Source organism: Mesorhizobium sp. AA23 (genome assembly GCF_001672435.1).
Classification (GTDB): Bacteria; Pseudomonadota; Alphaproteobacteria; order Rhizobiales; family Rhizobiaceae; genus Mesorhizobium.
On record NZ_LYTP01000004.1, the window covers coordinates 141,518 to 164,205 of the forward strand.

Annotated in this window: 24 protein-coding genes; 13 read left to right on the forward strand and 11 right to left on the reverse strand. The window is 64.4% G+C overall.

Features of this window, described 5'->3' with window-relative positions; translation table 11 throughout:
• Positions 1 to 915, reverse strand: a complete 915-nt coding sequence (locus A9K66_RS06145) for a LysR substrate-binding domain-containing protein (protein ID WP_067321140.1) — start codon at positions 913 to 915, stop codon at positions 1 to 3.
• A gap of 107 nt (positions 916 to 1,022) precedes the next feature.
• Here A9K66_RS06145 and A9K66_RS06150 point away from each other — a divergent pair, with 107 nt between their 5' ends.
• A complete protein-coding gene (locus tag A9K66_RS06150) occupies positions 1,023 to 1,913 on the forward strand; it encodes a fatty acid desaturase family protein (protein ID WP_067321245.1) in 891 nt (296 codons plus the stop codon).
• Positions 1,914 to 1,926: 13 nt separating this feature from the next.
• Here A9K66_RS06150 and A9K66_RS06155 read toward each other — a convergent pair whose 3' ends face one another.
• From A9K66_RS06155 to A9K66_RS06165, 3 genes are all read right to left on the reverse strand, one after another.
• Positions 1,927 to 3,939 (reverse strand): EAL domain-containing protein, encoded by a 2,013-nt coding sequence (locus A9K66_RS06155; protein ID WP_245307405.1) that lies wholly within the window; start codon positions 3,937 to 3,939, stop codon positions 1,927 to 1,929.
• Between the two features lie 194 nt (positions 3,940 to 4,133).
• Positions 4,134 to 4,772, reverse strand: coding sequence for an HD family hydrolase (locus A9K66_RS06160; RefSeq protein WP_067321146.1), 639 nt, complete (start codon positions 4,770 to 4,772; stop codon positions 4,134 to 4,136).
• On the reverse strand, positions 4,772 to 5,635 hold the full coding sequence (locus A9K66_RS06165) for a folate-binding protein YgfZ (protein WP_067321148.1): 864 nt from the start codon (positions 5,633 to 5,635) through the stop codon (positions 4,772 to 4,774). Before A9K66_RS06165 ends, A9K66_RS06160 begins: the two co-directional genes overlap by 1 nt.
• An 85-nt stretch (positions 5,636 to 5,720) precedes the next feature.
• On the opposite strand from A9K66_RS06165, the gene A9K66_RS06170 reads away from it, so the two are divergent.
• Positions 5,721 to 7,052: a dihydroorotase gene (locus A9K66_RS06170; RefSeq protein ID WP_067321151.1), complete on the forward strand. Its 1,332-nt coding sequence runs from the start codon at positions 5,721 to 5,723 to the stop codon at positions 7,050 to 7,052.
• 179 nt (positions 7,053 to 7,231) lie between these two features.
• Here the strand turns inward: A9K66_RS06170 and A9K66_RS06175 are convergent, their stop codons facing one another.
• The 4 genes from A9K66_RS06175 to A9K66_RS06190 form a co-directional block, all read right to left on the reverse strand.
• Positions 7,232 to 8,026: a hypothetical protein gene (locus tag A9K66_RS06175; RefSeq protein WP_067321248.1), complete on the reverse strand. Its 795-nt coding sequence runs from the start codon at positions 8,024 to 8,026 to the stop codon at positions 7,232 to 7,234.
• A 150-nt stretch (positions 8,027 to 8,176) separates the two neighbouring features.
• Entirely contained in the window at positions 8,177 to 8,434 is a 258-nt protein-coding gene (locus A9K66_RS06180) for a hypothetical protein (protein ID WP_066997401.1), read from the reverse strand.
• Positions 8,435 to 8,773: 339 nt separating this feature from the next.
• Positions 8,774 to 9,151 (reverse strand): TIGR02301 family protein, encoded by a 378-nt coding sequence (locus A9K66_RS06185; RefSeq protein WP_066998125.1) that lies wholly within the window; start codon positions 9,149 to 9,151, stop codon positions 8,774 to 8,776.
• A gap of 69 nt (positions 9,152 to 9,220) precedes the next feature.
• The gene (locus A9K66_RS06190; protein ID WP_067321154.1) at positions 9,221 to 9,649 is read right to left on the reverse strand and encodes an NUDIX hydrolase; all 429 of its coding nucleotides are present in this window, start codon (positions 9,647 to 9,649) and stop codon (positions 9,221 to 9,223) included.
• A 113-nt stretch (positions 9,650 to 9,762) separates the two neighbouring features.
• Between A9K66_RS06190 and A9K66_RS06195 the strand changes: the two genes are divergently transcribed.
• On the forward strand, positions 9,763 to 10,524 hold the full coding sequence (locus tag A9K66_RS06195; RefSeq protein WP_067321157.1) for an SOS response-associated peptidase: 762 nt from the start codon (positions 9,763 to 9,765) through the stop codon (positions 10,522 to 10,524).
• A 99-nt stretch (positions 10,525 to 10,623) separates the two neighbouring features.
• On the opposite strand, the gene A9K66_RS29145 is transcribed toward A9K66_RS06195, so the two are convergent.
• Complete coding sequence (locus A9K66_RS29145; protein WP_082953737.1) at positions 10,624 to 10,779, reverse strand: hypothetical protein; 156 nt, start codon at positions 10,777 to 10,779, stop codon at positions 10,624 to 10,626.
• Between the two features lie 386 nt (positions 10,780 to 11,165).
• Between A9K66_RS29145 and cysS the strand changes: the two genes are divergently transcribed.
• The 9 genes from cysS to A9K66_RS06240 all read left to right on the forward strand — a co-directional run bounded on the left by cysS (position 11,166) and on the right by A9K66_RS06240 (position 19,022).
• Positions 11,166 to 12,617: a cysteine--tRNA ligase gene (gene cysS, locus A9K66_RS06200; RefSeq protein WP_067321160.1), complete on the forward strand. Its 1,452-nt coding sequence runs from the start codon at positions 11,166 to 11,168 to the stop codon at positions 12,615 to 12,617.
• A 283-nt stretch (positions 12,618 to 12,900) separates the two neighbouring features.
• On the forward strand, positions 12,901 to 13,305 hold the full coding sequence (locus A9K66_RS06205) for a DUF559 domain-containing protein (protein WP_067321164.1): 405 nt from the start codon (positions 12,901 to 12,903) through the stop codon (positions 13,303 to 13,305).
• Positions 13,302 to 13,688 carry a VOC family protein gene (locus tag A9K66_RS06210; RefSeq protein WP_067321167.1) on the forward strand — a complete coding sequence of 129 codons (387 nt, stop codon included), beginning with the start codon at positions 13,302 to 13,304 and terminating at the stop codon, positions 13,686 to 13,688. The genes A9K66_RS06205 and A9K66_RS06210 overlap by 4 nt, the downstream gene beginning before the upstream one ends.
• Positions 13,689 to 13,706: 18 nt before the next feature.
• On the forward strand, positions 13,707 to 14,198 hold the full coding sequence (locus A9K66_RS06215) for a GFA family protein (protein WP_067321170.1): 492 nt from the start codon (positions 13,707 to 13,709) through the stop codon (positions 14,196 to 14,198).
• A complete protein-coding gene (locus A9K66_RS06220) occupies positions 14,195 to 14,671 on the forward strand; it encodes a GFA family protein (protein ID WP_082953738.1) in 477 nt (158 codons plus the stop codon). Before A9K66_RS06215 ends, A9K66_RS06220 begins: the two co-directional genes overlap by 4 nt.
• A complete protein-coding gene (gene pip / locus A9K66_RS06225) occupies positions 14,668 to 15,633 on the forward strand; it encodes a prolyl aminopeptidase (RefSeq protein ID WP_067321175.1) in 966 nt (321 codons plus the stop codon). Before A9K66_RS06220 ends, pip begins: the two co-directional genes overlap by 4 nt.
• Positions 15,634 to 15,697: 64 nt before the next feature.
• Positions 15,698 to 17,314, forward strand: a complete 1,617-nt coding sequence (cimA, locus tag A9K66_RS06230; protein ID WP_067321178.1) for a citramalate synthase — start codon at positions 15,698 to 15,700, stop codon at positions 17,312 to 17,314.
• A gap of 82 nt (positions 17,315 to 17,396) precedes the next feature.
• Positions 17,397 to 18,326 carry an EamA family transporter RarD gene (gene rarD / locus A9K66_RS06235; protein ID WP_067321180.1) on the forward strand — a complete coding sequence of 310 codons (930 nt, stop codon included), beginning with the start codon at positions 17,397 to 17,399 and terminating at the stop codon, positions 18,324 to 18,326.
• Positions 18,327 to 18,335: 9 nt separating this feature from the next.
• Positions 18,336 to 19,022, forward strand: coding sequence for a glutathione S-transferase family protein (locus A9K66_RS06240; protein WP_067321183.1), 687 nt, complete (start codon positions 18,336 to 18,338; stop codon positions 19,020 to 19,022).
• Between the two features lie 4 nt (positions 19,023 to 19,026).
• Here A9K66_RS06240 and A9K66_RS06245 read toward each other — a convergent pair whose 3' ends face one another.
• The gene (locus A9K66_RS06245) at positions 19,027 to 19,245 is read right to left on the reverse strand and encodes a CorA family divalent cation transporter (protein WP_067321186.1); all 219 of its coding nucleotides are present in this window, start codon (positions 19,243 to 19,245) and stop codon (positions 19,027 to 19,029) included.
• A 132-nt stretch (positions 19,246 to 19,377) separates the two neighbouring features.
• Complete coding sequence (locus A9K66_RS06250) at positions 19,378 to 20,730, reverse strand: hypothetical protein (RefSeq protein ID WP_067321188.1); 1,353 nt, start codon at positions 20,728 to 20,730, stop codon at positions 19,378 to 19,380.
• 462 nt (positions 20,731 to 21,192) lie between these two features.
• On the opposite strand from A9K66_RS06250, the gene A9K66_RS06255 reads away from it, so the two are divergent.
• A complete protein-coding gene (locus tag A9K66_RS06255) occupies positions 21,193 to 22,671 on the forward strand; it encodes an efflux RND transporter periplasmic adaptor subunit (RefSeq protein WP_067321191.1) in 1,479 nt (492 codons plus the stop codon).
• Positions 22,672 to 22,688 lie beyond the last annotated feature (17 nt).

The window sequence follows — 22,688 nt, forward strand, 5'->3', positions numbered from 1 at the left end:
CTAGGCAATGAGCGCTGGTGATCTGACCGCGCGCACGCATTCCGCGATCAGCCACTCGCGAAACACCGCCACCACATCGCGCCTTGCGCTGCGTTCAGGGATCGTCAGGCAATAAGGCTGGCGCAATTCCAGCGCTCGGGCAACCGGCCGGACCAGCCTGCCGTCTTCCAGCGCTCGAGCGCAGTAGATGCCTTGCGCCAGCGCCACGCCAAGTCCCGACATGGCGAGATCGAGTGCGGCCCGCGACGAGTTGGCCGAAAGCCCGCGCTGGGCCGACCGGCCCGGCGCGATGCCCCCCGCCTCGAGCCAGTTGCGCCAGGACGGAAAGGCGGCACCGGTCGGGCCCCAGTCGGTGTGGATCAACGGCAGGCCGGCGAGAGTTTCCGGCTTGGCTGCGCCGGCAAGGCTGGGCGCGCAGACGGGATAGACCGCATCCCGGGCGATCTCCTCGGTCGGATGCTCGCGATAGTGCGGGCCGTAGGATAGCCGGATGTCGACCATCTCATGGTCGAACGGCACAGGGTCGTCCTCGCCTCTCAGCGAAATATCCGCGGCGCCGTGGCTGGCGACAAAGCCGGCGAGGCGTTCGGAAAGCCAGCCCATCGCCATCGAAGGCGGCACCGAGATGACGAGCCTCGGCCGGAACGCATCGCCGCCTACATCCCGCGCGACGCTGCCGATTTCCTGGAAGGCCATGGTAAGCCTCGGCAACATCTCGACGCCGGCTTCGGTGAGCAGGACGCGCCGGTTGACGCGGTGGAACAACTTGCGGCCCATCTGTTCTTCCACGGTGCGGATGAGCTGGCTGACCGCCGCCGCCGAAATCGACAGCTCTTCCGCCGCTGCGGCAAAGCTGCCGCTGCGCGCCGCCGCCTCGAAGGCTTGAAGTCCGCGCAGGGAGGGAAGTGCGACCATGGCGACCCGAAAAGATAAGCTAAGCTTATCTATTTTGCAGAATTCCTCGTTTTTCGAAAGCTTTCTTTCTGCAGTACGGTAGCCTCATGAGCGCCATCGACCACACCATCGACCACCGCGACGTCATCGCCTCGCTGACCAATGAGGAGCGCAGCCGGCTGACCGGCAAGTCCGATCTGCCGGGCATCATCCAATTCGCCGTCCATCTCGGCGCCATCGTCGCTCTCGGCGCGCTGATCGCGGCCAAGGTGCCGTACTGGCCGGTTCTGATGCTGCCGCAGGGCATCCTGATCGTGTTCCTGTTCACGCTGCTGCATGAGACCGTGCATAGGACGGCCTTCGAAACGCAGTGGCTGAACGATGCCGTCGCGCGGCTCTGCAGCCTGGCGATCGCGCTGCCGGCCGACTGGTTCCGCTATTTCCATTTCGCCCATCATCGCTTCACTCAGGACCCGCAGAACGATCCGGAGCTGGCTTTCCCGAAGCCCGAGACCTTGCGACAGTACATCGTCCATGTGTCTGGCCTGCCGGTGTGGTGGGGTCATTTCAAGACGCTCTACAGAAATGCCAGCGGCCGCTGCCGGGACAGCTATGTGCCGTCGAAAGGCTTGCCGAAAGTCCAGGCCGAAGCGCGGGCGATGATCGCCTTCTACCTCGTCGTGCTGACGCTTGCGATCTCGCTCAAGGCGACAGTGCTCCTCTACATCTGGCTCGTACCGGCGCTGCTCGGGCAGCCCTTTCTCAGGCTTTATCTGTTGGCCGAGCATGGCCGCTGCCCCTTCGTCGCCAATATGCTGGAAAACACCAGGACGACGCTGACCAACTGGCTCGTGCGCAAGCTCGCCTGGAACATGCCCTACCATGCCGAGCACCACGCCTATCCGGGTGTGCCGTTCCATCAATTGCCGGCTTTTCATCGGCTGATCGCGCGGCATCTCAAAGTGGTAGAACCCGGCTATGTGAGCTTCCACGAGAAATATTTCGAGACGCTGCGCTGACCGGTGCCTGGCATCAACCGGATCGGCGAAGCTTTTCCTGCGAGCGCAGCAGGCGGCTCATCTCCGAGGCCCTGGCCGGCGCGCCGATCAGAAAACCTTGCGCCTCGCCGCAGCCGGCCTTGCGCAGCATGTCGAGCTGCGCTTCGGCCTCGACGCCTTCGGCGGTGACGGTGATGCCGAGCTCGGCGCCGAGCCCGATAACCGTGCGCACGATCGCCGCCGTGTCGCGCTTGTCGAGATCGTGGATGAAGGAGCGGTCGATCTTGATCTTGTCGACCGGGAAGCGCCGCAGATAACCGAGCGAAGAATAGCCGGTGCCGAAATCGTCGAGCGCGATGCGCACGCCGAGCCCGCGCAATTGCCCGAGCGTCCTCAGCACGCTGTCGCTCTCGTCCATCATCACCGTTTCGGTGATTTCGAGTTCCAGCCGGCTTGCTGGCAGGCCGGAAAAGGCGAGCGCCGCAATCACGCTGCGGGCGAAGCCGCCGCTCTTGATCTGGGCCGCCGAGACGTTGACCGCCATGCGCACGTCCTGCGGCCAGCCTGCCGCCACGCCGCAGGCCTTGCGCAGCGCCCAGTCGCCGAGCTGCACGATCAGCCCGGTTTCTTCGGCCGCGGCGATGAAGTCTTGCGGCGGCACCAGCCCGCGCGACGGCGAGCGCCAGCGCATCAGCGCTTCGGCGCCGACGATCTCACCGGAGGCGATGTCGAGAATCGGCTGGAAATCCAGTTCGAACTCGCGCCTCGGGAGTGCAGCTTCGAGGTCGGCCTCGAGCGCCAGGCGCTCCCGCACCATGGCATCCATGCCCGGCTCGAAGAAACGGTAGATGTTGCGCCCCTCGCTCTTGCCCCGGTAGAGCGCCATGTCGGCATTGGTGAGCAGCGTATCCGCATCCTGCCCGTCGCTGGGATAAAGCGCGATGCCGAGGCTCACCCCGACATGCATTTCGCGGCCCTTGTCGCGATAAGGCTTGCCGATCACCTCGATAATGCGCTTGGCCAGCTTTTCGGCGTCGACCGCGTTTCTGATATTGGATTGAATGATGGCGAATTCGTCGCCGCCGAAACGCGCCACCACGTCCTTGTCGCTGCGCAGGCAGCGCTGCAGGCGCTCGGCCACCCTTTTCAGCAGCCAGTCGCCGGCCGGATGCCCGAACGTATCGTTGACGGCCTTGAAGCGGTCGAGGTCGAGCGAGAAGATCGCCACCGGCGCGGCCTTGGCCTCGCTCAATGCCTGGTCCAGGCGCTCGCGGAACATCGAGCGGTTGGGCAGGTTGGTCAGCGTGTCGTGATGCGCAAGATGCGTCATGCGCTCTTCGGCGCGGCGACGCTCGGTAACATCGTCGAAGGTCACGACCCAGCCGCCGCCGCTCATCGGCTGCCGAACCACCAGAAAAGTCCTGCCGTCGGCAAGATAGCGGTAAGCCGACTGCATTTTCCCTGCTCGCAGGCAGGCTTCGGTCCTGGTGACTTCGCTGTCGACGTCGATCTTGGTGTAGATGCCGAGTTCCAGCAGTCGTTTGAGCGCGTCGCGGTGTGTCGTTCCAAAAGGGAAATCTGTCGCGGCGACGTTGTAGAGCTCGAGAAAGCGCTGATTGCGCACGATCATCTTGCCGTCGGCGTCATACATCAGCAGGCCTTGCGACATGTTGGCCAAAGCGGCGTCGAAGCGGCGATGCTGCTCCTTCAGTTCCTCTTCGGAGCGCCGCTGCACGGTCACGTCCTCGTAGATCGACACCCAGCCGCCGGAGGCCAGCGGCCGATGCGAGATGACGATGATGCGCCCGTCCGCCAGCGTCTCCTCATAAGTCGAGGGCTTGGCGCCGTCGATATAGGGTTTGCGGACGGCGTAGAGCTGCTCGGCGGTTTGCGAGGCGATGCCGATTTCGACGCTGTGCTGCAAGATGTCGAAGAAGCGAATGCCGGGCTTCGTGACTTTGGCGTCGAGGCGGAAGAGGTCGATGTAGTTTCGGTTGCAGATGATCATGCGCTCGTCGGCGTCGAACATGCACAGGCCATGCGACATGTTCTCGACGGCGGCCGAAAAGCGCTCGTTTTGTGCGCGAAGTTCCTCCGCTATTCGTCGAACCGGGCCAATACCGGTTGCCTTCCGCCTGACTGCGGCCGAACCAGCCTTGACATGAGCAACGGGCATGAGCGCGCCTGCCGACCGTGACTGAACAGTTTACTGTCGTGGCCGCCGGTTAATTTAGCGTTCTTTTATTTGACGGAATTGGCAGCAAGAAAAGGCTGGCGTTTAGCTTCCAGCGTCGCGAATCGTTTCAGAAATGCCGCCTGCGCCCAGGTCACCGAGCGTGGAGTGAAGTCGAAATGGTCGGCGGAAAAGCTGCGCGGCCGGCCGAAATACTCCGTCGCCTCCGCGGTCGAGAAGCCGGCAAGCAGCGTCGCTTCGTAATAGGCGGCGATCTGGTCGGCGCGCTTGATGTCCTTGCGCAAGGTGGAACCGAGCTCGGCCGGCAGCGAGAAACGTTGATGGATGGCGCGCTGCAGCCTGAGCTCGCAGTCCTTGTAGGAGCCGCCCATCACCGATTTGAAGGGGGAGATCATGTCGCCGATGACATATTCGGGCGCGTCGTGCAGCAGCGCCGCGAGCCGCGCCTCGGCGGAGGCGGCCGGCACCAGCTCACCATAGAGTGCCTCGACCAGCAGCGAATGCTGAGCCACCGAAAAGGCGTGCTCGCCGCTGGTCTGGCCGTTCCAGCGGGCGACGCGGGCGAGGCCATGCGCGATGTCGGCGATCTCGATGTCGAGCGGCGAGGGGTCGAGCAGGTCGAGCCGCCGGCCGGACAGCATGCGCTGCCAGGCGCGCGGCGGCGCTCCCGCCCTGTCGGCCGCCATCAGGCCTCCTCCGCGCTGACGGTGTCTTGCGGGAAGGAGAATTTCGCCCAGCCCGGGATGGCGAGCGTCACCGGGACGTCGCCGGCCATGATCGGGTCACGGGCATCGAGCGCTGCCTTGACGCGGTCGATGCGGGCAATGACGAGGCCGCGTCCGCCGCTTACCGAACCCAGCGTTCCGACCGGGCGGCCTGCGACGGTGAGCTCGGTACCGGACGCAGGCAGGGAACCCCCGGCTGTGGCGATCAGCACGCGGCGTCGCGCGGTGCCGCGATGCTGCATGCGCGAGACGACTTCCTGGCCGACATAGCAGCCTTTCTTGAAGCCGACGCCGCCGGTCTCGTCGAGGAGAACGTCATGTGGGAAAGCGTCACCGAGCTGATAATCGCTGCCGCTTTCGGCGATGCCGTTGGCGATACGCAGGGCCCGCCATGCGCCGGCATCGCCGCTGTCCTGAACTGCGCCGTCATATGTGCGCCTGACCTCCACCTCGCGGAAGCGCGTGTCGGCGAGCGAAGTTGAATCGGCAAATGAGGCGGTTGAATCATCATCCCACGCAACCGTGACAAGCGCCTGATCCTGCTTGGCAATCTCGGCCTTTGCCCTCAGCCGGTAAAGCATCAGCCGGCGCACGAAGTCATCGGCTATGTCGGTCCGGCATTCCAGCCGGAAGCCGTTCTCGCCGGCGCGAGAGATGAGAAAATCGAACAGGATCTTGCCTTGCGGCGAAAGCAGCGCGCCAGGCTTTGCCTCGCCGGCGCCGAGCGCATCGAGATCGGTGGTGAGGATGTTTTGCAAAAAATGTTCGGCATCCTGGCCTGACACGGAAATGAGCGCGCGGTCTTTCAGCAGGGCAAAGGGCATGGGCGTGAAGTCGGCCTGATCTTGCAAAAATGATGGTCATTACGTAAGCCGGCCACACTCCCCCCGCAAGAGATTGGACCAGTCCATGGCAACCACCTTCGACCTCATCCTGACAGGCGGCACGGTAGTCAACCATGACGGTGAAGGCCGGCGCGATGTCGGCGTGAAGGCCGGGCGTATTGCCGCGATAGGGGATCTCGGCCAAGCGTCGGCCGGCGAGACGATCGATTGCACGGGCCTGCACATCCTGCCCGGCGTCGTCGACAGCCAGGTGCATTTCCGCGAGCCGGGACTGGAGCACAAGGAAGATCTGGAAACCGGGTCTCGCGCCGCGGTTTTGGGCGGCGTCACCGCGGTCTTCGAGATGCCCAACACCAATCCGCTGACCACCAGCGAGGCGGCCCTTGCCGACAAGGTGCGGCGCGCCACCGGCCGCATGCATTGCGACTTCGCTTTCTGGGTTGGCGGCACGCGCGACAATGCCGGCGATGTCAGCGAGCTCGAGCGGCTGCCAGGAGCTGCCGGCATAAAAGTCTTCATGGGCTCGTCCACCGGCGACCTGCTGGTCGAGGACGACGAAGGCGTCGCCTCCATCCTGCGCAACACCCGCCGCCGCGCCGCTTTCCACTCCGAGGACGAGTTCCGTCTGCGCGAGCGGCTCGGTCTGCGCGTCGAGGGCGATCCCTCGTCGCATCCTGTCTGGCGCGACGAGATCGCGGCGCTGCGCTGCACCGAGCGCCTGGTGCGCATCGCGAGACAGACGCGCGCGCGCATCCATGTGCTGCACATCTCGACGGCCGAGGAGATCGTTTTCCTCGAGCAGCATAAAGACGTCGCTACATGCGAGGCGACGCCGCATCACCTGACGCTCTCAGCTGACGACTATGCGCGGCTCGGCACGCTGATCCAGATGAACCCGCCGGTGCGCGCGGCGCGCCACCGCGACGGCGTCTGGCACGGCATTGCGCAAGGGATCGTCGATGTGCTGGGGTCCGACCACGCGCCGCACACGCTGGCCGAGAAGGCGAAGCCTTATCCTGCCTCGCCTTCGGGCATGACGGGCGTGCAGACGCTGGTGCCGATCATGCTCGACCATGTCAACGCCGGCCGGCTCACTTTGCAGCGTTTCGTCGATCTCTCCAGTCACGGTCCGCAGCGCATCTTCGGCATGGCGGGAAAGGGCCGCATCGCCGCCGGCTACGACGCCGATTTCACCGTCGTAGACCTGAAGCGCCGCGAGACCATCACCAACGCGCAGGCTGGCTCCAAGGCGGGCTGGACGCCCTATGACGGCAAAGAGGTCACCGGCTGGCCGGTCGGCACCATCGTGCGCGGCAACCGGGTAATGTGGGACGGCGAGATCGTCACGCCCGGCCAGGGCAGGGCGGTGGAGTTTTCCGAGGCGCTGGCGGCTTAGGCCACGTTGGATTTCTTAAGCGCGCCCTGCATTATGAGTGCCTGCAGCTGCGGGAATTTGCCCTCGTCGATTTTCTTGTCGAAATGCCGACGGTGGGAGCCAATGCGATTCCGGCTCTGCGAGAGGAGGCAAACCGCATATGGCCGCAGACCAAAATTGGCAAGGGATGAGCTTCTGGCTCAATCCCCGGCGACGAAGAACAGCCACTGGCCGGCGGGCGTGATGCCGACGCGATAGAAGATATAGGCGCCGAACTGCTTCATGTCGTCATAGTCGCTTGCGGTGACGAGCTTGAACAGCTCGACGCGCTGCCTGGGATCCAGCTTGTCGAGCGGCAGCGCGAAGAAATACGGCCAGACATAGAGCTCCTGCGGCGTGCCGGTGTCGACATGGACATAGCCGGCGCTGAGCACCTCTTCCAAAATGGCGAGAATCTCTTGGCCGTCGCCGTCGCCGGAGAGTCCCTTGAGGAAAGCGACCGGGTCGCCCTCGATGTCGCCGAGCGATAGCTGCGTCATGGATTCGCCCGAGCCGATCAGCGGCCGAAGTTTCTCGATATCGCCGCTCTTGCAGGCCTCGATGATCAGGCCGTGCATGCGTTTGACCGGCTCGGGAAGCTTGTCGAGGTCGTAGACGACGGGCGGCGGCGGCGAATCCGGGTCGGTGCGCGGGCTGGTGATGCCGCCGCTGCCGGTTGGCGCTTCGGGCGCGCTCTTGTCCGTCTCGTCGGCCGGCTGGCTGTTGTCGGAGGGTTTGGTGCCGGGCGCGGCCGGCATTGGCACGGTGGTCCCCGGAGCGGTCGTTTCGTCACTGGTGGACGGAGTGACCGGCGAAGGCAACTCCTCGCGTTGGATCTCGCTTAGCGCATAGCAAGGCGTGCTGGCGAGGCAGATTGCCAATGGCCCGGCGCAGGAAGCAGTGATCCAGATGCCGAGGGCCAGCCCGCGCGGCCTGCCTGCCAACGAAAATCTCACCCCTTGCCTCTCCATGGTTCCGGGCTCGCTAGGGCAATTCCAGAAAACTGTGCAATGGTTTCCGTCCGGAATTGCGAAAAACTAATGGCTAGGCGGCGGGTATGATGCCCAAACGGCGCGTCGCCGTCAAAAGCAGCCAAAGCGGGCGGGCTAGTGCCTGAGCCGTTCCGGCTCGAACGCGCCGGAGATCACCTTTTCGCGCATGCGGTCGAGCAGGGCCAGCGCTGAGGTCTCACCATTGGCGCGCAGCATCTCGCCGAAGGCGGTTTCCAGCGCAGCCTCGGCGATGATTTCGGGCTCGATGCCGGCCGACAATCCTTCCGCCCAGGCTTCGCTGTGGCTCTCCACGGCGGTCAGGCGCTTTTCTTCCCTGACCAACGCGTCGATGTCGCTGACGCCATGTTCCATTGCGATGTCCACCTTTTCAAGCGTCGGTCCGGCAAGGCACCGGGCTTGACTTGCCAGTTCATGCGCTGCTCGTACAAGTGCTTGTAAATACGACATTTCTGCAGTCGCAATCTACATATCGAGCAAGGCTGCGATCAATTCCGACCGAGCTTAGCCGATTAGACCAGCTTGCGGCATTAAAACCTTCAGTTTGAGTTAATTCCGCATTTGTCCACTAACGTTTCATTAACATTGTTGCACAAGCGCAACAGATGATTGCACCAAGGCGCAGCCTGATACAATAAGGCCCGGCCACATTGGAGCGATTTGTCGGTGGATAGTCGCGATCGATGCCGGTCCTCAATTCCCGTAGCGGGAAGCGATATCGCGCGACAGCGTCTCGCCTTCCTTCATGTAGCGGGCAATGGCCTCGGTGGCCGAAGGCGTGCACTGCGTGTAGGTGCCGCTGAAGGAGCGGTAGCCGCGATTGAAGGAGGCGATGAAGCGGGCGCGCCGGTTGGGATCGGGATTTTCCGACTCGAGCAGCTTTTCCATCTCCAGCCGCCACTGGTCGCCTTTCTCGCCGCAGAGGTTGCGCAGGAAATGCAGCGAACCCAGCACCTCGGCGAGGCGCATCAGCCCGGGCTCGAACGGCGCCTCGGCCGGCGATGCCGGCTGCACCGTGACGGCCATGCTGATAGCGAGGCTTGCGGCGAGAAAGGGGGAGGCGCGGGTCATCAGGGCCTTGCGATGGAAGAGCAAGGCTTTGTGGCGAAACATTTTGTCGCCCGCAAGGCCATTCTGGGGTCACCGCTCGGCGGCTTGCACAGGGCCAAGCAACTCCTCGGCAACTTCAAACACATCGCCCGCCAGCGGCATCGCCGCCATTTCCGCCAGCGTGTAGAACGCCGCCGTCTCGGCGTCATCGCTCGCTGCCGGCTCGCCGCCGACATAGGCCGCGGCGAACACCGTCAGCAGATAGTCGACCGCGTGGTGCTCAGCGCGGCCGTCGATATGGATGTCGCGCAGCGGGTGGGAATCCTTCGCCTGGAGCCCGGTTTCCTCCTTGAGTTCGCGCGCCGCGGCTTGCGCCAGCGTCTCGCCCGGCTCGACCTTGCCGCCGGGATACGCGTAGAGCCCTTGCGAAGGCGGCCGCGCCCGCTTGACAAGCAGCACCGTCTTGCCGCGCACGACGGCGACGGAGACTGCCGGGATAATCTTGCGAACCTTGTTCATGCGTTGCGAATCGCGCCGGCTGCCGGCTTGGTTGTGGACCGGACAGCTTTAGCGGTTGCGGCGCGGCGGTTCCATCGCCACTTTCATGGCGATCCCGACCGAAGAGCCAATCCATGTGCGGACGCTTTGCCCTGACCGCCTCGCCGGACCAGACCGCCGCCATTCTTGGCCTGGCGGAGTTGGAGGCGTTTCCGGCCCGCTACAATATCGCTCCGACGCAGCCGGTGCTGATGGCGCTCGCCGGTCCGCCAAGAGCGCCAGGCTCCAACCTGCCTGACCGCCAGGCGATGCTGGTGCGCTGGGGCCTGATCCCGACTTGGGTCAAGGATACGAAGGAATTTCCGCTGCTCTTCAACGCGCGCTCGGAAGGCGTGCTGCAGAAGGCCTCGTTCAAGACCGCCATGCGCCATCGCCGGGCCCTTGTGCCGGCCTCCGGCTTTTATGAATGCCAGCAGTCGGGTAGCGCCAAGGGCCAGCCCTACTGGATCCAGCCGCGGCGGGGCGGGGTGATCGCCTTCGCCGGTCTGATCGAGACCTATGCCGAGCCGGGCGGTTCCGAGATGGACACCGGCGCGATCCTCACCACGCGGGCCAACGCCGGCACCGCCCATATCCACGACCGCGTACCGGTGGTGATCGAGGAACGCGATTTCGCCCGCTGGTTGGATTGCCGCACGCAGGAGCCGCGCGACGTGCTCGACCTCCTCAAGCCCGCCGAGCCCGATTTCTTCGAGGCGATTCCGGTTTCCGACCTCGTCAACAAGGTCGCCAACACCGGGCCGGAGATTCAGGAGAGGGGCATGGTCGGGCCTCACCCCGACAGGGTCAGGCGCCAGAAACCCGGCGCGGACGAAAACCAGATGACCCTGTTTTAGCGAAGGCTGCTAGCGGAGGCCTTCCATCTCCAGGACGAGCATTGGCGTCGCCCTCATTGCCGGCACCCCGATCATCGGGGCTGCGCCGGTCCTGCCGTTTCAGGCGGCGCGCGGCGAGATGATCTTCTGCGCCGGCTTCTTCTTCTTCGCGGTGTGAAGAAGGGCTGCGACGATGGCCGCAGGGCCGATCGCGCGGTAGTGGCTGGCGAGCGGCTGTTGCGCCGGTCGGCTTTGTTCTTGCTTACTTCGAGGCATTGTTCTCTTCCCTGGTAACGTTTTCGTGTCTGGGTTTGGTGGTCGATTCGGACCAAATCGTGACGTTTGGCGGTCTAGTCCGATAATGTTTCATCACTGTGCCGAGATGCTTAATAAAATGTTTCGGCCCGTTTTTACCTGTGATGGAACGACAGCTTTCCCGAGTTGAGCGACTTGACGGCAACACCTGCGGACGCGATAAAGCCGGGCATGAAAACGTCTTTCGCCATTTGTGGCATTTGCATTATTGGCTAGCCTCGCGCTGGTCCGGACGTTTTCGCCTTATCTTCCCCTAGATTGGACAAACGCCCCGGCCAGCAGGCTGGAGCCCGATTTGCGCCCGCGCGCGGAGGCTCCGTCCAAGATAAGGGATCGGAAGGGCACGCATGTCTGACGCATCGAAGGGCCTCAGCCTTTACAACACGCTGACGCGGACAAAGGAGCGTTTCGTTCCGATCGATCCGCAAAACGTGCGCATGTATGTTTGCGGCCCGACCGTCTACGACTTTGCCCATATCGGCAACGCGCGGCCGGCGATCGTCTTCGACGTGCTGTTCCGTTTGCTGCGCCAACTCTATGGCGAAAAGCACGTCACGTATGTGCGCAACATCACGGATGTCGACGACAAGATAAATGCGCGCGCCCTGCGCGATTTCGGCACCGAGATCGAAGCCGGGACGCTTTCGCTGAACGACGCGATCCGGCGCGTCACCGAAAAGACCGCCGACCAGTACCACAAGGATGTCGCGGCACTCGGCTGCCTGGAGCCGACCCACGAGCCGCGGGCGACCGAGTTCGTCGCGCCCCGCGCCGACGGCAAGGCCGACATGCTGTCGCTGATCGCGCAGCTGATCAAGCGCGGCCACGCCTACGTCGCCGGCGGCGAGGTGCTCTTCGACACCGCCTCGATGCCCGATTATGGCGAGCTTTCGAAGCGCAATCTCGACGAGCAGCAGGCCGGCGCCCGCATCGCCGTCGACGCCCACAAGAAGAACCCCGGCGATTTCGTTTTATGGAAACTCTCGACGCCGGAAGAGCCCGGCTGGGAAAGCCCGTGGGGCAGGGGCCGTCCGGGCTGGCACATCGAATGCTCGGCCATGTCGGCCGCCTATCTCGGCGAGGTCTTCGACATCCATGGCGGCGGCCTCGACCTGATCTTCCCGCATCACGAGAACGAGATCGCCCAGTCGCGCTGCGCCCACGGCACCAAGGTCATGGCCAATGTCTGGATGCACAACGGCTTCCTTCAGGTCGAGGGCCAGAAAATGTCGAAGAGCCTCGGCAATTTCTATTCGATCCATGAGCTCTTGGAGACCGAGACTTTCGGCGGCAGGAAATGGCCGGGCGAGGTGCTGCGGCTGGCGATGCTGATGACGCATTACCGCGAGCCGATCGACTTTTCCGTGCGCAAGTTGGAAGAGGCGGAAAACACGCTGCGCAAATGGAAACGAGCGGCCGATCTAGCGCCCGCGGCGGCGGGGGACCTGCCGTCCGACGTGCTGGAGGCGCTGTCCGACGACCTCGCCACCTACGCTGCCTTTCAGCGATTGACGCAGCTTGCCGGCGAAGCGGTGGAGTTCACTGGCGCCGGCGAGGACGCCGCCGCGGCTTCGCTGAAAGCGGCGCTTGTCTTCCTCGGCTTCGACGCCGGCGCAGCGAAGGTGGACGAAACCGTGATCGCTGAGGCGATCGCCAGGCGCCTGAAGTTCATCGCCGACAAGAATTGGGCTGAGGCCGACCGCATCCGCGACGAGCTTCTGGCGCAAGGCGTTCAGCTCAAGGACGGCAAGGATCCTCTCACCGGCCAGCGGGTGACGACCTGGGAGATCAAGCGGTGAGGGTGGCGCAGGGGATCGTCTCAGGACTGGCGGAGGCGCTGGTGACGTCCAATCTCCCCCCTTGCGGGGGAGATGTCCGGCAGGACAGAGGGGGGTGCGAAGGAACTCCAGGGTTTGAGTTTTCCCACTCACACACCCGCTATTTCCTAGGAGGGCAGCACTCTCTCGTTGCTACGTCGGCGGGACAGCACCCCCCTCTGTCCTGCCGGACATCTCCCCCGCAAGGGGGGAGATTAGCTCGGGCGTGCGATTTCGTTAATCGCAAACGTGAGGGCGTGTAGCTATGGGCCACGACCTCGTTCCATCCCGTCAGCGCAATAACGCCAAGTCCATGCGGCGTGCCATGACGGATGCCGAGCTGAAACTTTGGAACGAGTTGCGTGCCCACCGCTTGACGGGCATGAGCTTCCGGCGGCAGGTGCCGATCGGACCTTATATCGTTGATTTCGCGTGCTCGGCCCATCGCCTCATAGTCGAGGTCGATGGCAGCCAGCATGGCGATGCGGAACACTTAAACCGTGACGAGGCAAGAAGTGGCTATCTAGCTGCAAGCGGCTGGACCATCCTGCGCTTCTGGAACGACGACGTGATCCGCGATATCGACAATGTCTGCCAGCACATCGTCATTGCGGCCGGCCTGGCCGGCGCCGAAGTGCCTGAGACCGCAACGCAGGAGCTCGTTCCATGATCGATCATCTCGGCATCAGCGTTTCCGATTTCGAAAAGTCCAAGGCGTTCTACGCCAAGGTGATGGCGCCGCTTGGCGCTTCGCTGCTCTACATGGTGCCGGAGGAATATACCGGCGGCGCCAAGGTCGGCGGCTATGGCCGCGACCGGCCGGTGTTCTGGCTGAGCGCGGGCAAGGAGAAGCCGAAGGACCATCAGCATGTCGCCTTCACCGCGCGCAGCCGCGCCGAGGTCGACGCCTTCCATGCCGCGGCCCTTGCGGCCGGCGGCAAGGACAATGGCGGGCCGGGGCTGCGTCCGCATTACCACCCCAATTATTACGGCGCCTTCGTCTTCGATCCCGACGGCAACAATGTCGAGGCGGTCTGCCATGATCCGGAGTGAGCTCGATGGGAGGGATCGATGAGCCTTGATAACCGGCCGGTCTATACGGGCGGGTGCCAGTGCGGCGCCGTGCGTTTCCGCGTTGAGGGCGCCCTGGGCGATGCCTCGGTCTGCCATTGCCGCATGTGTCAGAAGGCGAGCGGCAATTTCTATCTGCCGCTGGTCTCGGTGCGCGGCGCCAGGCTGGACTGGACGCGCGGCGAGCCGAAGCGCTTCCGCTCGTCCAGCGCGGCATGGCGCGGCTTCTGCGCCGAATGCGGCACGCCGCTGACCTTCGAGGCGCCGGACGGCGTGGCGCTGGCGATCGCCGCCTTCGACGACCCGGCCGGCATCGCGCCAACCATCCAGTGGGGCGTCGAAGCGAAGCTTCCCTATGTCGACGGCGTTTCGAAACTGCCCTCCGAGGAGACGATGGGCGATATTTCGTCGGCGCCTTATCTCGCCGAGCTCGTCTCCTATCAACATCCCGATCACGACACGGACCAATGGCCGCCGGAGGAAAAATCATGACCGATGAAATTCGAACCGGCGGCTGCCAGTGCGGCGCCGTGCGCTTCCGCGTCCACGGCAAGCTCGGGCGCCCGTCCATCTGCCATTGCCGCATGTGCCAGAAACAGTTCGGCAATTTCTTCGGCGCCCTGGTGACGGTGCCGAAGGATGGCGTCGAATGGACCCATGAGGAGCCGAGCTATTTCCAGTCCTCGGTCAACATCGATCGCGGCTTCTGCCGCCGCTGCGGCACGCCGCTCACCTACCGCCAGCCGGGCGGGCTGGAGATCGCCATCGGTGCCTTCGACCATCGTTCGGACCTGGCGCCGCAGATCCAGGTCAACTACGCGGTGCGGCTGCCCTGGGTGGAGAAGATCTTCGAGGCGCCGGTCCACGACGACCCCGACTACTATCGACGGCAGGAGCAGATCATCTCCTTCCAGCATCCCGATCACGAGACGGCCAACTGGCCGCAGCAGGGACTGAAACTATGACGATCCACAGCAGCTCCTTGCGCACGCTCTATCCCGAGATCGAGCCGTTCGAAACAGGCATGCTCGATGTCGGTGATGGCCACACCATCTATTGGGAGCGCTGCGGCACCAAAGGCGCCAAGCCAGCCGTGTTCCTGCATGGCGGCCCTGGAGGCACGATCTCGCCCAAACACCGGCGGCTGTTCGACCCGAAACTCTACGACGTCATCCTGTTCGACCAGCGCGGCTGCGGCAAGTCGACGCCCAACGCCTCGCTGGAAGCCAACACCACCTGGCATCTCGTCACCGACATCGAACGCCTGCGCGAGATGGCGGGCTTCGACAAATGGCTGGTGTTCGGCGGCTCGTGGGGCTCGACGCTGGCGCTCGCCTATGCCGAAACGCATCCCGAGCGCGTCAGCGAGCTCGTCGTGCGCGGCATCTATACGCTCACCCGCGCCGAGCTCGAATGGTACTATCAGTTCGGCGTCTCCGAGATGTTTCCCGACAAGTGGGAGCGTTTTCTCGCGCCGATCCCCGAGGCCGAGCGCGGCGACATGATGGCCGCCTACCGCAAGCGGCTGGTGGGCACCGACCGCAAGGCGAAGGTCGAGGCGGCGCTTGCCTGGAGTCTGTGGGAAGGCGAGACGATCACGCTTTTGCCGGAGCCGGAAACCAGCACGCCTTTCGGCCAGGACGACTATGCCATCGCCTTCGCCCGCATCGAGAACCACTATTTCGTCCATGCCGGCTGGCTGGAAGAAGGACAGCTGCTGCGCGATGCCTGGAAGCTGAAGGACATCCCCGGCACCATCGTCCACGGCCGCTACGACATGCCGTGCCCGGCGCGCTATGCCTGGGCGCTGCACAAGGCCTGGCCGAAGGCGGATTTCCACCTCATCGAAGGCGCCGGCCACTCGTATTCGGAGCCGGGGATTCTGGACCGGCTGATCCGGGCGACGGATAAATACGCAGGCAAATAACCATGCAGGTTTGTGCTCTACGGCGCCCCCGGCGCGAAGGATCTCGACTTTTCGAGCTACAGCCATGATGAAGCAACGCCTCTACCTCTTCGACACCACGCTGCGCGACGGCCAGCAGACGCCGGGCATCGACTTTTCCGTCGAGGACAAGATCGCGATCGCCAAGCTGCTTGACGAATTCGGCATCGACTATGTCGAGGGCGGCTATCCCGGCGCCAACCCGACCGACACCGCCTTCTTCCATCAGAAGCGCACGGAAAGCGCGAAATTCGTCGCCTTCGGCATGACCAAGCGGGCAGGGGTTTCGGCCTCCAACGATCCGGGGCTGGCGGCGCTGGTGCAATCGAAGTCGGACGCGATCTGCGTCGTCGCCAAGAGCTGGGACTATCACGTGCGCGTGGCGCTCGGCTGCACCAACGAGGAGAACCTTGAGTCGATAAAGGTCTCGGTCCAGGCGGCGGTCGCCGCCGGCAAGGAGGCGATGGTCGACTGCGAGCATTTCTTCGACGGCTTCAAGGCCAATCCGGCTTACGCGCTGGCCTGCGCCAAGACGGCCTATGATGCCGGGGCGCGCTGGGTGGTGCTATGCGACACCAATGGCGGCACGCAGCCTTCGGAAGTGCGGGCCATCGTCGAGAAGGTGATCGCGGGCGGCATCCCTGGCGACCATCTCGGCATTCATGCCCATGACGACACCGGCCAGGCGGTGGCGAATTCCCTTGCCGCCGTTGAGGCCGGTGTGCGCCAGATCCAGGGCACGCTGAACGGCATCGGTGAGCGCTGCGGCAACGCCAATCTGGTCACAATCATCCCGACGCTCGCGCTCAAGCCGGCCTTCGCCGATCGCTTCGAGACAGGCATTTCGGCCGAAGCACTGACCGGCATTTCGCGGCTCTCCCGCGCTTTCGACGAGTTGCTCAACCGCGCGCCGGAAGCTCAGGCGCCCTATGTCGGCTCATCCGCCTTCGCCACCAAGGCGGGTATCCATGCCTCGGCGCTGGCCAAAGAGCCGGCGACTTACGAGCATGTGCCGCCGGAAGCCGTGGGCAACCGCCGCCGTGTCATGGTCTCCGACCAGGGCGGCAAGGCCAATTTCCTCGCCGAATTGAAGCGGCGCGGCATCGACGTGCCGAAGGACGACAGCCGGCTCGACGCGCTCATCGCCATCGTCAAGGAGCGCGAGGCCGAAGGCTACGCCTATGAGGGCGCCGACGCCTCCTTCGAGCTCTTGGCCCGCAAGACGCTGCACGGCCTGCCGGAGTTCTTCAACGTCACCTCGTTCCGCTGCATGGTCGAGCGCCGCTTCGATGCCAATGGCAACCTGAAGACCGTGTCCGAGGCGATCGTGAAGGTGATGGTCGACGGCGAGGAGAAGATGTCGGTGGCCGAAGGCCACGGCCCGGTCAACGCGCTCGACATCGCGCTGCGCAAGGATCTCGGCAAGTATCAGAACGAGATCGTCGACCTCGAGCTCGCCGACTTCAAGGTGCGCATTCTCAACGGCGGCACCGAAGCCATCACCCGAGTGCTGATCGAATCGCACGATTCCACCGGCGCCCGCTGGTGGACGGTCGGCGTATCGGAAAACATCATCGACGCCTCCTTCCAGGCGCTGATGGATTCGATCATCTACAAGCTGATGAAGAACCGTGATATGGCTGGCTTAGTCGCGGCGGAGTAGGTTGAACCATCACCAAAAGTCCATTGATCCATCAGAATTTTGCGATGGTCTTGGACGGTCCCCTGGGCCATAGCGTTGGGCCATGGTCACCGCAACAGCCGATCTCGATCAAGACGCCAAGGCCCGCCGCGGCTTCCTTTTGGCCCTCGGCGCCTATTTCCTCTGGGGGCTGTTGCCCTTCTACATGAAAGCGGTGGCGCACCTGCCTCTGATCGAGGTGATCTCGCACCGGATCGTTTGGTCGGTACCGATCGCCGCTGCCGTGCTGGTCTGGGCCGGCCGCACCGCCGACTTCAAGGCCGCGATCCGCTCGCCAAAAAGCCTCGCCATGGCGGCGCTGACGGCGACGCTCATCTCGGTCAACTGGGGCATCTATGTCTGGGCGATCGCAGTCGACCGCACGGTCGAGACGGCGCTCGGCTACTATATCAACCCGCTGGTCAGCGTGGTGGTCGGCGCCGTTCTCCTCGGCGAACGGCTCGACCGGCTGCAGATCGCGGCGGTGGCGCTGGCCGCCATTGCGGTGACCGTGCTTACTGTCGAGGCCGGCAAATTACCCTGGGTATCGCTGGCATTGGCCTTCTCCTTCGCCGCCTACGGCTTCTTCCGCAAGACGCTGCCGATCGGGCCGAGCCAGGGCTTTCTGCTTGAAGTTCTTTTGCTGTCGGTGCCGGCGCTTTTCTACATTGCCTACCTGATCGCCGCGGGACAGGACCATTTCATCTCCAGCACCGGCGCCGACACCGCGCTGCTGATCGGCTGCGGCCCGGTGACCGCGGTGCCGCTTCTGCTCTTTGCCTTCGGCGCCAGGCTTTTGCGCCTCTCCACCATCGGCATCATGCAATATATCGCGCCGACGATGGTGTTCCTGATCGCCGTCCTGATCTTCGATGAGCCGTTCGGCACCACGCAGGCCATAGCTTTCGCCCTTATCTGGACTGCGCTGGCCATGTACAGCTGGTCGATGTTCAGAGGGCGCGAGGTTCGCCAGGCGGGTCCCGCGACGAGGTGAGGGCGGCAAATGTACCAGCTTTATATCGGCAACAAGAACTATTCGTCCTGGTCGCTGCGGACTTGGCTGCTGATGCGGACCGTCGACATTCGCTTCGAGGAGCGGCTGACGCCGTTCCCAACCGGTTCAAGTTTCAGCCTCTTCCGGTCATTCTCGCCGAATGGGCGCGTGCCCTGCCTGGTCGACGATGGCTGGGCGGTGTGGGATTCGCTCTCGATCGTCGAATATCTGGCAGAGCGTCATCGAGGCGTCTGGCCGGCCGATGCGAAAGCGCGCGCCTGGGCGCGCTCCGCCGCTGCCGAAATGCATTCGAGCTTTACCGCGCTGCGCAATGACTGCCCGATGAGCTGTGGGGTGCGCGTCAAGCTGGCATCGATGTCCGATGCGCTGAAGCACGATCTCTTCCGCCTGGGCGACTTGTGGAACGACGGCCTTGCGCGCTTCGGCGGACCGTTCCTTGACGGAGACCACTTCACCGCGGTCGATGCTTTCTTCGCTCCGGTCGCTTTCCGGGCACAGTCCTATGGACTGGCATTCGAGGGCGCTGCCGCTGCTTATCCCAAGCGGTTGCTCGATCTGCCTGCCATGCGCGAATGGTATGCGGCCGGTCTCGCCGAGACATGGCGCGAGCCGGACCATGAGGCGGAAGTCCGCGCTGCCGGTACCGTCGTCGAGGATCTGCGCGCAAGCGCATAGGACGCTAAACCCGGCCCAGCCGCCGCACGACCATGTAGACGATGCCGGCGACGACGACCGCTATCGCCGTCACCACCCAGAAGCCGAGCGCCGTGTCGACCAGCGGGAGCCCGCCGACATTCATGCCGAACAGGCCGGAGATGATGGTCATCGGCAGCAGCACCGCGGTCATGACGGAGAGGATGTAGAGCAGCTGGTTCAACCGCTCAGTCAGCTTCGCCATCAGTTCGTCCTGCAAAAAGCCGGGTTCGCGCCTGCAGCTGCTCGCCGTCGTGATGCAGCGTATGCGCGCGGTGCGAGAGCCTTGCCGCCATGTCGCCGGTCGCTTCCGCTATAAAAACACGACTGAACAGTCCTACTCCTGCTGTCCCGCCAACGCCGCCTGAACGGCCGCCATTCCGGGATCGCGACCCTTGAGCAGATCGTCGATCGACCATGGCGCGGCAATGTCGGGCTCCAGCGTCTTGAGCGCAACCGGCTTGCGGCCCTTGCCTTTGTCGATGGTGGCGACAAGCACGGGCGTCGTGCCCGTGGCGGAACTCGGTTGCGCCATGCCGACGAAACAATCGGCGTAGGCCTTGCAGCCGTTTTGAAGGTCATAGCGCTGCGTCGCGGACTGCAGCACGACGCCCGAATGCGGCAGCGTCACCTGCTGCTGATCGGCGAAGAACATCATGCGGTCGCCGGGCGCTTCGCCGACCAGTGTGACCCTGTCCCCGCCAGCCTGCTTGAGATAGGCGACGTCGACAATTCCCGCCGAAAAGGTAATCGGGCTTTCCAGCACGAACAGCCGTCCCGGTGGGCTGACGCGGGACGGCCAGGAACTGAGGACATCGCGGGTCAGCATCAAGTTGCCGCCGGTGTTGAAGCGCATGTCGAGGACGAGGTTCTTGCGGCCGAGGCGGACCCGGGCGGCTTCGACCTCAGCCAGGAAATCGGCGATCTTCCCGGTCTTGCCGTCGACGTTGCGCCTGATCTCGGCGACGACGCCATCGAGTTCGGGCGCATCGCGCCAGCGGAAAGGCTGTTCCTGATCCTGCAGCGGCCAGGGCGCGCGGCCCTTGGGAAAAATCTTCACCCAGTCGCGGCGCTGCGGCTTCGGGGCGAGCTTGCGGTCGATGATGCGGCCGTCGGGCGTCTGGAAGCGAAAGGTCGCGTCGCCGGCGGCATTGGCGAGCCCGAGCGCATGCAGCAGATCGGGCCGGACGATCGCGTCGGTCGCCTCGATGTCGCGCCATGCCGCCACGCCGCCATGCAGGCTGCGCAGCGCCGAGGAGACTTCAGCAGCCGGATGGCCGTCGATGCCGGCGAGTCGGCTGCCCAGCAGATCGCCGTTTTGCGGACTGGCCGCTATGACGTAGAAGGCGCCGCCGATCGGCAGCAAAGACATCGCCACACCATTGGCGCGCGGCAGCTTGCAGGTCGTGTGACCATTGTCGGCCAGCGCCGCGATCTGGCAGAGATGAACGGTGAACATCGCCGCATCGATCGAGCCCGCAGCTGCGTCCAGGGCCTGCAGGCGAAGTTCCGCTTCCGCGCGGGCGGCTTGCGAGTAGGATCGGTCGACCTCGAGAAAGTCATGGCGGAAGACTTTCAGATCCTCGACCTGTGCGTCATGCGAGGTGACCCCGTCCGGACTTTGCGCGGTCGCGTGGCCGAGCGCCAACAGGCTGAGCAGGGGCAAGGCGAGCAGCCGGGCAAAGGTCATGGCTTCCCTCTCGATCGCGATCCGGCCCGCTGCCGATAAAGCTGAGGAATAGGGCAGCTTCGCACGTCGCTGCGTTCACATCTTTGCGAGCGGGCTGGAGTGGGGTCCCGCTCGGAGGCTGCGGTTTTGCGCCGGGACGGGAACGACGTCCGACCGTCGAAAGGCGGTCCGCCGCGCGGGCCGGGTTCACCCCGTTAAAGCCTTGTCATCATTGGCCGGCGCGGCGCGGCCGGTCACTCTCACGCGATGGGGGCACGGTCCCCGAACAGTTCGCCCGGGCGCGCATTTTTGAGTGTGGTCTTCAACCTAACCCATTCAATTCTTACGGGAATTTAATGTCGGGCGCAATTGCATGGCCAGGTTCCGGCGTTATGTTCCCGGCCGGATTGCGTCTTGGGCCAGTGACGCTGGCCAAGGACGTGGTCGACCTGGCCGCTTGCGGTTCGATGGATAGGTGACAAAGTGGACGACGAAGTCGCCAGCCGGTTACAGCCGCTCCGTGAGCCGATGGCAGACATCAAGCCGGTGGTCGTGCGTCGCCGGCGCCGCGGCTGGATGGTCGCGCTGCTGCTGGTGGCGGCTGGAGCGGGCGTCGCCTTCTGGCTCCATCCAGCACCGGTGCACCAGCAAGGCGCGCGCGGCGGCCAACGATTCCGGGGCGGCGATCTCGGCGCGCAGCCGGTCGCAGTCGCCTCGGTGACGCAGGCCGACATCCCGATCACGCTGGAGGCGCTGGGCACGGTCACCTCACTGTCGACGGTGACGGTGCGCCCGCAGGTCAGCGGGCAGATCACCGCGATCGCCTTCACCGAAGGGGAGATGGTGAAGAAGGGCGATTTTCTTGCCCAGGTCGACGACCGCACTCTCCAAGCCTCGCTGCATCAGCTGCAGGGCCAATTGAAGCACGATCAGGCGCTGCTGAGCGATGCCAGGCTCGACCTCGACCGCGATCTGAAGCTGACCTCCAACGCCATCACGCAGCAGGCGGTCGACCTGCAGCGCGCGACCGTGCAATCCGACGAGGGCACGGTCATGTCCGACCAGGCGCAGATCGAGGCCGTCGAGGTCAATATCGCCAACAGCCATATCGTTGCACCTGCCGACGGCCGCATCGGCCTCAGGCTGGTCGATCAGGGCAATTACGTCACGCCTTCCGACAGCACCGGCATTGCGGTGATCACCGAGATGCAGCCGATTTCGGTGCTGTTCTCGCTGCCCGAAGACACCCTCGCCGAAGTGCTGGAACAGACGCATGGTAATGCCGGGCTCAAGGCCACCTTGTTCGACCGCAACGACACCAAGCAGATCGCCGAAGGCACGCTGCAGACGATCGACAACCAGATCGATCCGACCACCGGCACCGTGAAGCTGCGCGCCGTGTTTGCTAACGCCGACGGCGGGCTTTATCCCAACCAGTTCGTCAACGTGCATCTCCTGGTGCGCACCCTGACCGGCGTGACGGTGCTGCCCAACGCCGCCATCCAGCACGGCGCCCCAGGCACTTTCGTCTATCAACTCAACGACGACAGCACTGTCTCGGTGAAGACCGTTTCCCTTGGCCCGGGCGACGCCTCGGTGACGCAATTGCTGTCGGGCCTTCCGCCGGGCGCCAAGGTGGTCGTCGATGGCGTCGACCGGCTGAAGGACGGCGCCAAGGTGACCGTGCCTGACAACAGCGCCGCGCCGACCGCCGGCGCTGGATCTCCCGCGCAGCCGCAAGCGGAGGGTAGGGGCAGCGGGGCCGCCGCGACCAGCAATACGTCTGCCGTCAACCCCGGCAACGCGCCCGCGATCTCAAGCAGCCAGGGCCAAGGCTCGGCAGGCGGCGGCGCGGACGCATCGGGCGATGCCGGCCGCAAGCACCACCGCCACCATCGTCGCGACGGCAACGGCAATACCGGCAGCAGCGGAAATGGTGGCGACAGCGGCGAAGCCCAATGAGCACGCCGAGCGGTCTC

What these genes read in the sequence shown, in the direction of transcription:
- A9K66_RS06145 (WP_067321140.1), bottom strand. Translation starts at nt 915, where the DNA reads ATGGTCGCACTTCCCTCCCTGCGCGGACTTCAAGCCTTCGAGGCGGCG.
- A9K66_RS06155 (WP_245307405.1), bottom strand. Translation starts at nt 3,939, where the DNA reads ATGTCGCATGGCCTGTGCATGTTCGACGCCGACGAGCGCATGATCATC.
- A9K66_RS06160 (WP_067321146.1), bottom strand. Translation starts at nt 4,772, where the DNA reads ATGGCGGCCGACAGGGCGGGAGCGCCGCCGCGCGCCTGGCAGCGCATG.
- A9K66_RS06165 (WP_067321148.1), bottom strand. Translation starts at nt 5,635, where the DNA reads ATGCCCTTTGCCCTGCTGAAAGACCGCGCGCTCATTTCCGTGTCAGGC.
- A9K66_RS06170 (WP_067321151.1), top strand. Translation starts at nt 5,721, where the DNA reads ATGGCAACCACCTTCGACCTCATCCTGACAGGCGGCACGGTAGTCAAC.
- A9K66_RS06180 (WP_066997401.1), bottom strand. Translation starts at nt 8,434, where the DNA reads ATGGAACATGGCGTCAGCGACATCGACGCGTTGGTCAGGGAAGAAAAG.
- A9K66_RS06185 (WP_066998125.1), bottom strand. Translation starts at nt 9,151, where the DNA reads ATGACCCGCGCCTCCCCCTTTCTCGCCGCAAGCCTCGCTATCAGCATG.
- A9K66_RS06190 (WP_067321154.1), bottom strand. Translation starts at nt 9,649, where the DNA reads ATGAACAAGGTTCGCAAGATTATCCCGGCAGTCTCCGTCGCCGTCGTG.
- A9K66_RS06195 (WP_067321157.1), top strand. Translation starts at nt 9,763, where the DNA reads ATGTGCGGACGCTTTGCCCTGACCGCCTCGCCGGACCAGACCGCCGCC.
- A9K66_RS29145 (WP_082953737.1), bottom strand. Translation starts at nt 10,779, where the DNA reads ATGCCTCGAAGTAAGCAAGAACAAAGCCGACCGGCGCAACAGCCGCTC.
- cysS (WP_067321160.1), top strand. Translation starts at nt 11,166, where the DNA reads ATGTCTGACGCATCGAAGGGCCTCAGCCTTTACAACACGCTGACGCGG.
- A9K66_RS06205 (WP_067321164.1), top strand. Translation starts at nt 12,901, where the DNA reads ATGGGCCACGACCTCGTTCCATCCCGTCAGCGCAATAACGCCAAGTCC.
- A9K66_RS06210 (WP_067321167.1), top strand. Translation starts at nt 13,302, where the DNA reads ATGATCGATCATCTCGGCATCAGCGTTTCCGATTTCGAAAAGTCCAAG.
- A9K66_RS06215 (WP_067321170.1), top strand. Translation starts at nt 13,707, where the DNA reads ATGAGCCTTGATAACCGGCCGGTCTATACGGGCGGGTGCCAGTGCGGC.
- A9K66_RS06220 (WP_082953738.1), top strand. Translation starts at nt 14,195, where the DNA reads ATGACCGATGAAATTCGAACCGGCGGCTGCCAGTGCGGCGCCGTGCGC.
- pip (WP_067321175.1), top strand. Translation starts at nt 14,668, where the DNA reads ATGACGATCCACAGCAGCTCCTTGCGCACGCTCTATCCCGAGATCGAG.
- cimA (WP_067321178.1), top strand. Translation starts at nt 15,698, where the DNA reads ATGATGAAGCAACGCCTCTACCTCTTCGACACCACGCTGCGCGACGGC.
- rarD (WP_067321180.1), top strand. Translation starts at nt 17,397, where the DNA reads ATGGTCACCGCAACAGCCGATCTCGATCAAGACGCCAAGGCCCGCCGC.
- A9K66_RS06240 (WP_067321183.1), top strand. Translation starts at nt 18,336, where the DNA reads ATGTACCAGCTTTATATCGGCAACAAGAACTATTCGTCCTGGTCGCTG.
- A9K66_RS06245 (WP_067321186.1), bottom strand. Translation starts at nt 19,245, where the DNA reads ATGGCGAAGCTGACTGAGCGGTTGAACCAGCTGCTCTACATCCTCTCC.
- A9K66_RS06250 (WP_067321188.1), bottom strand. Translation starts at nt 20,730, where the DNA reads ATGACCTTTGCCCGGCTGCTCGCCTTGCCCCTGCTCAGCCTGTTGGCG.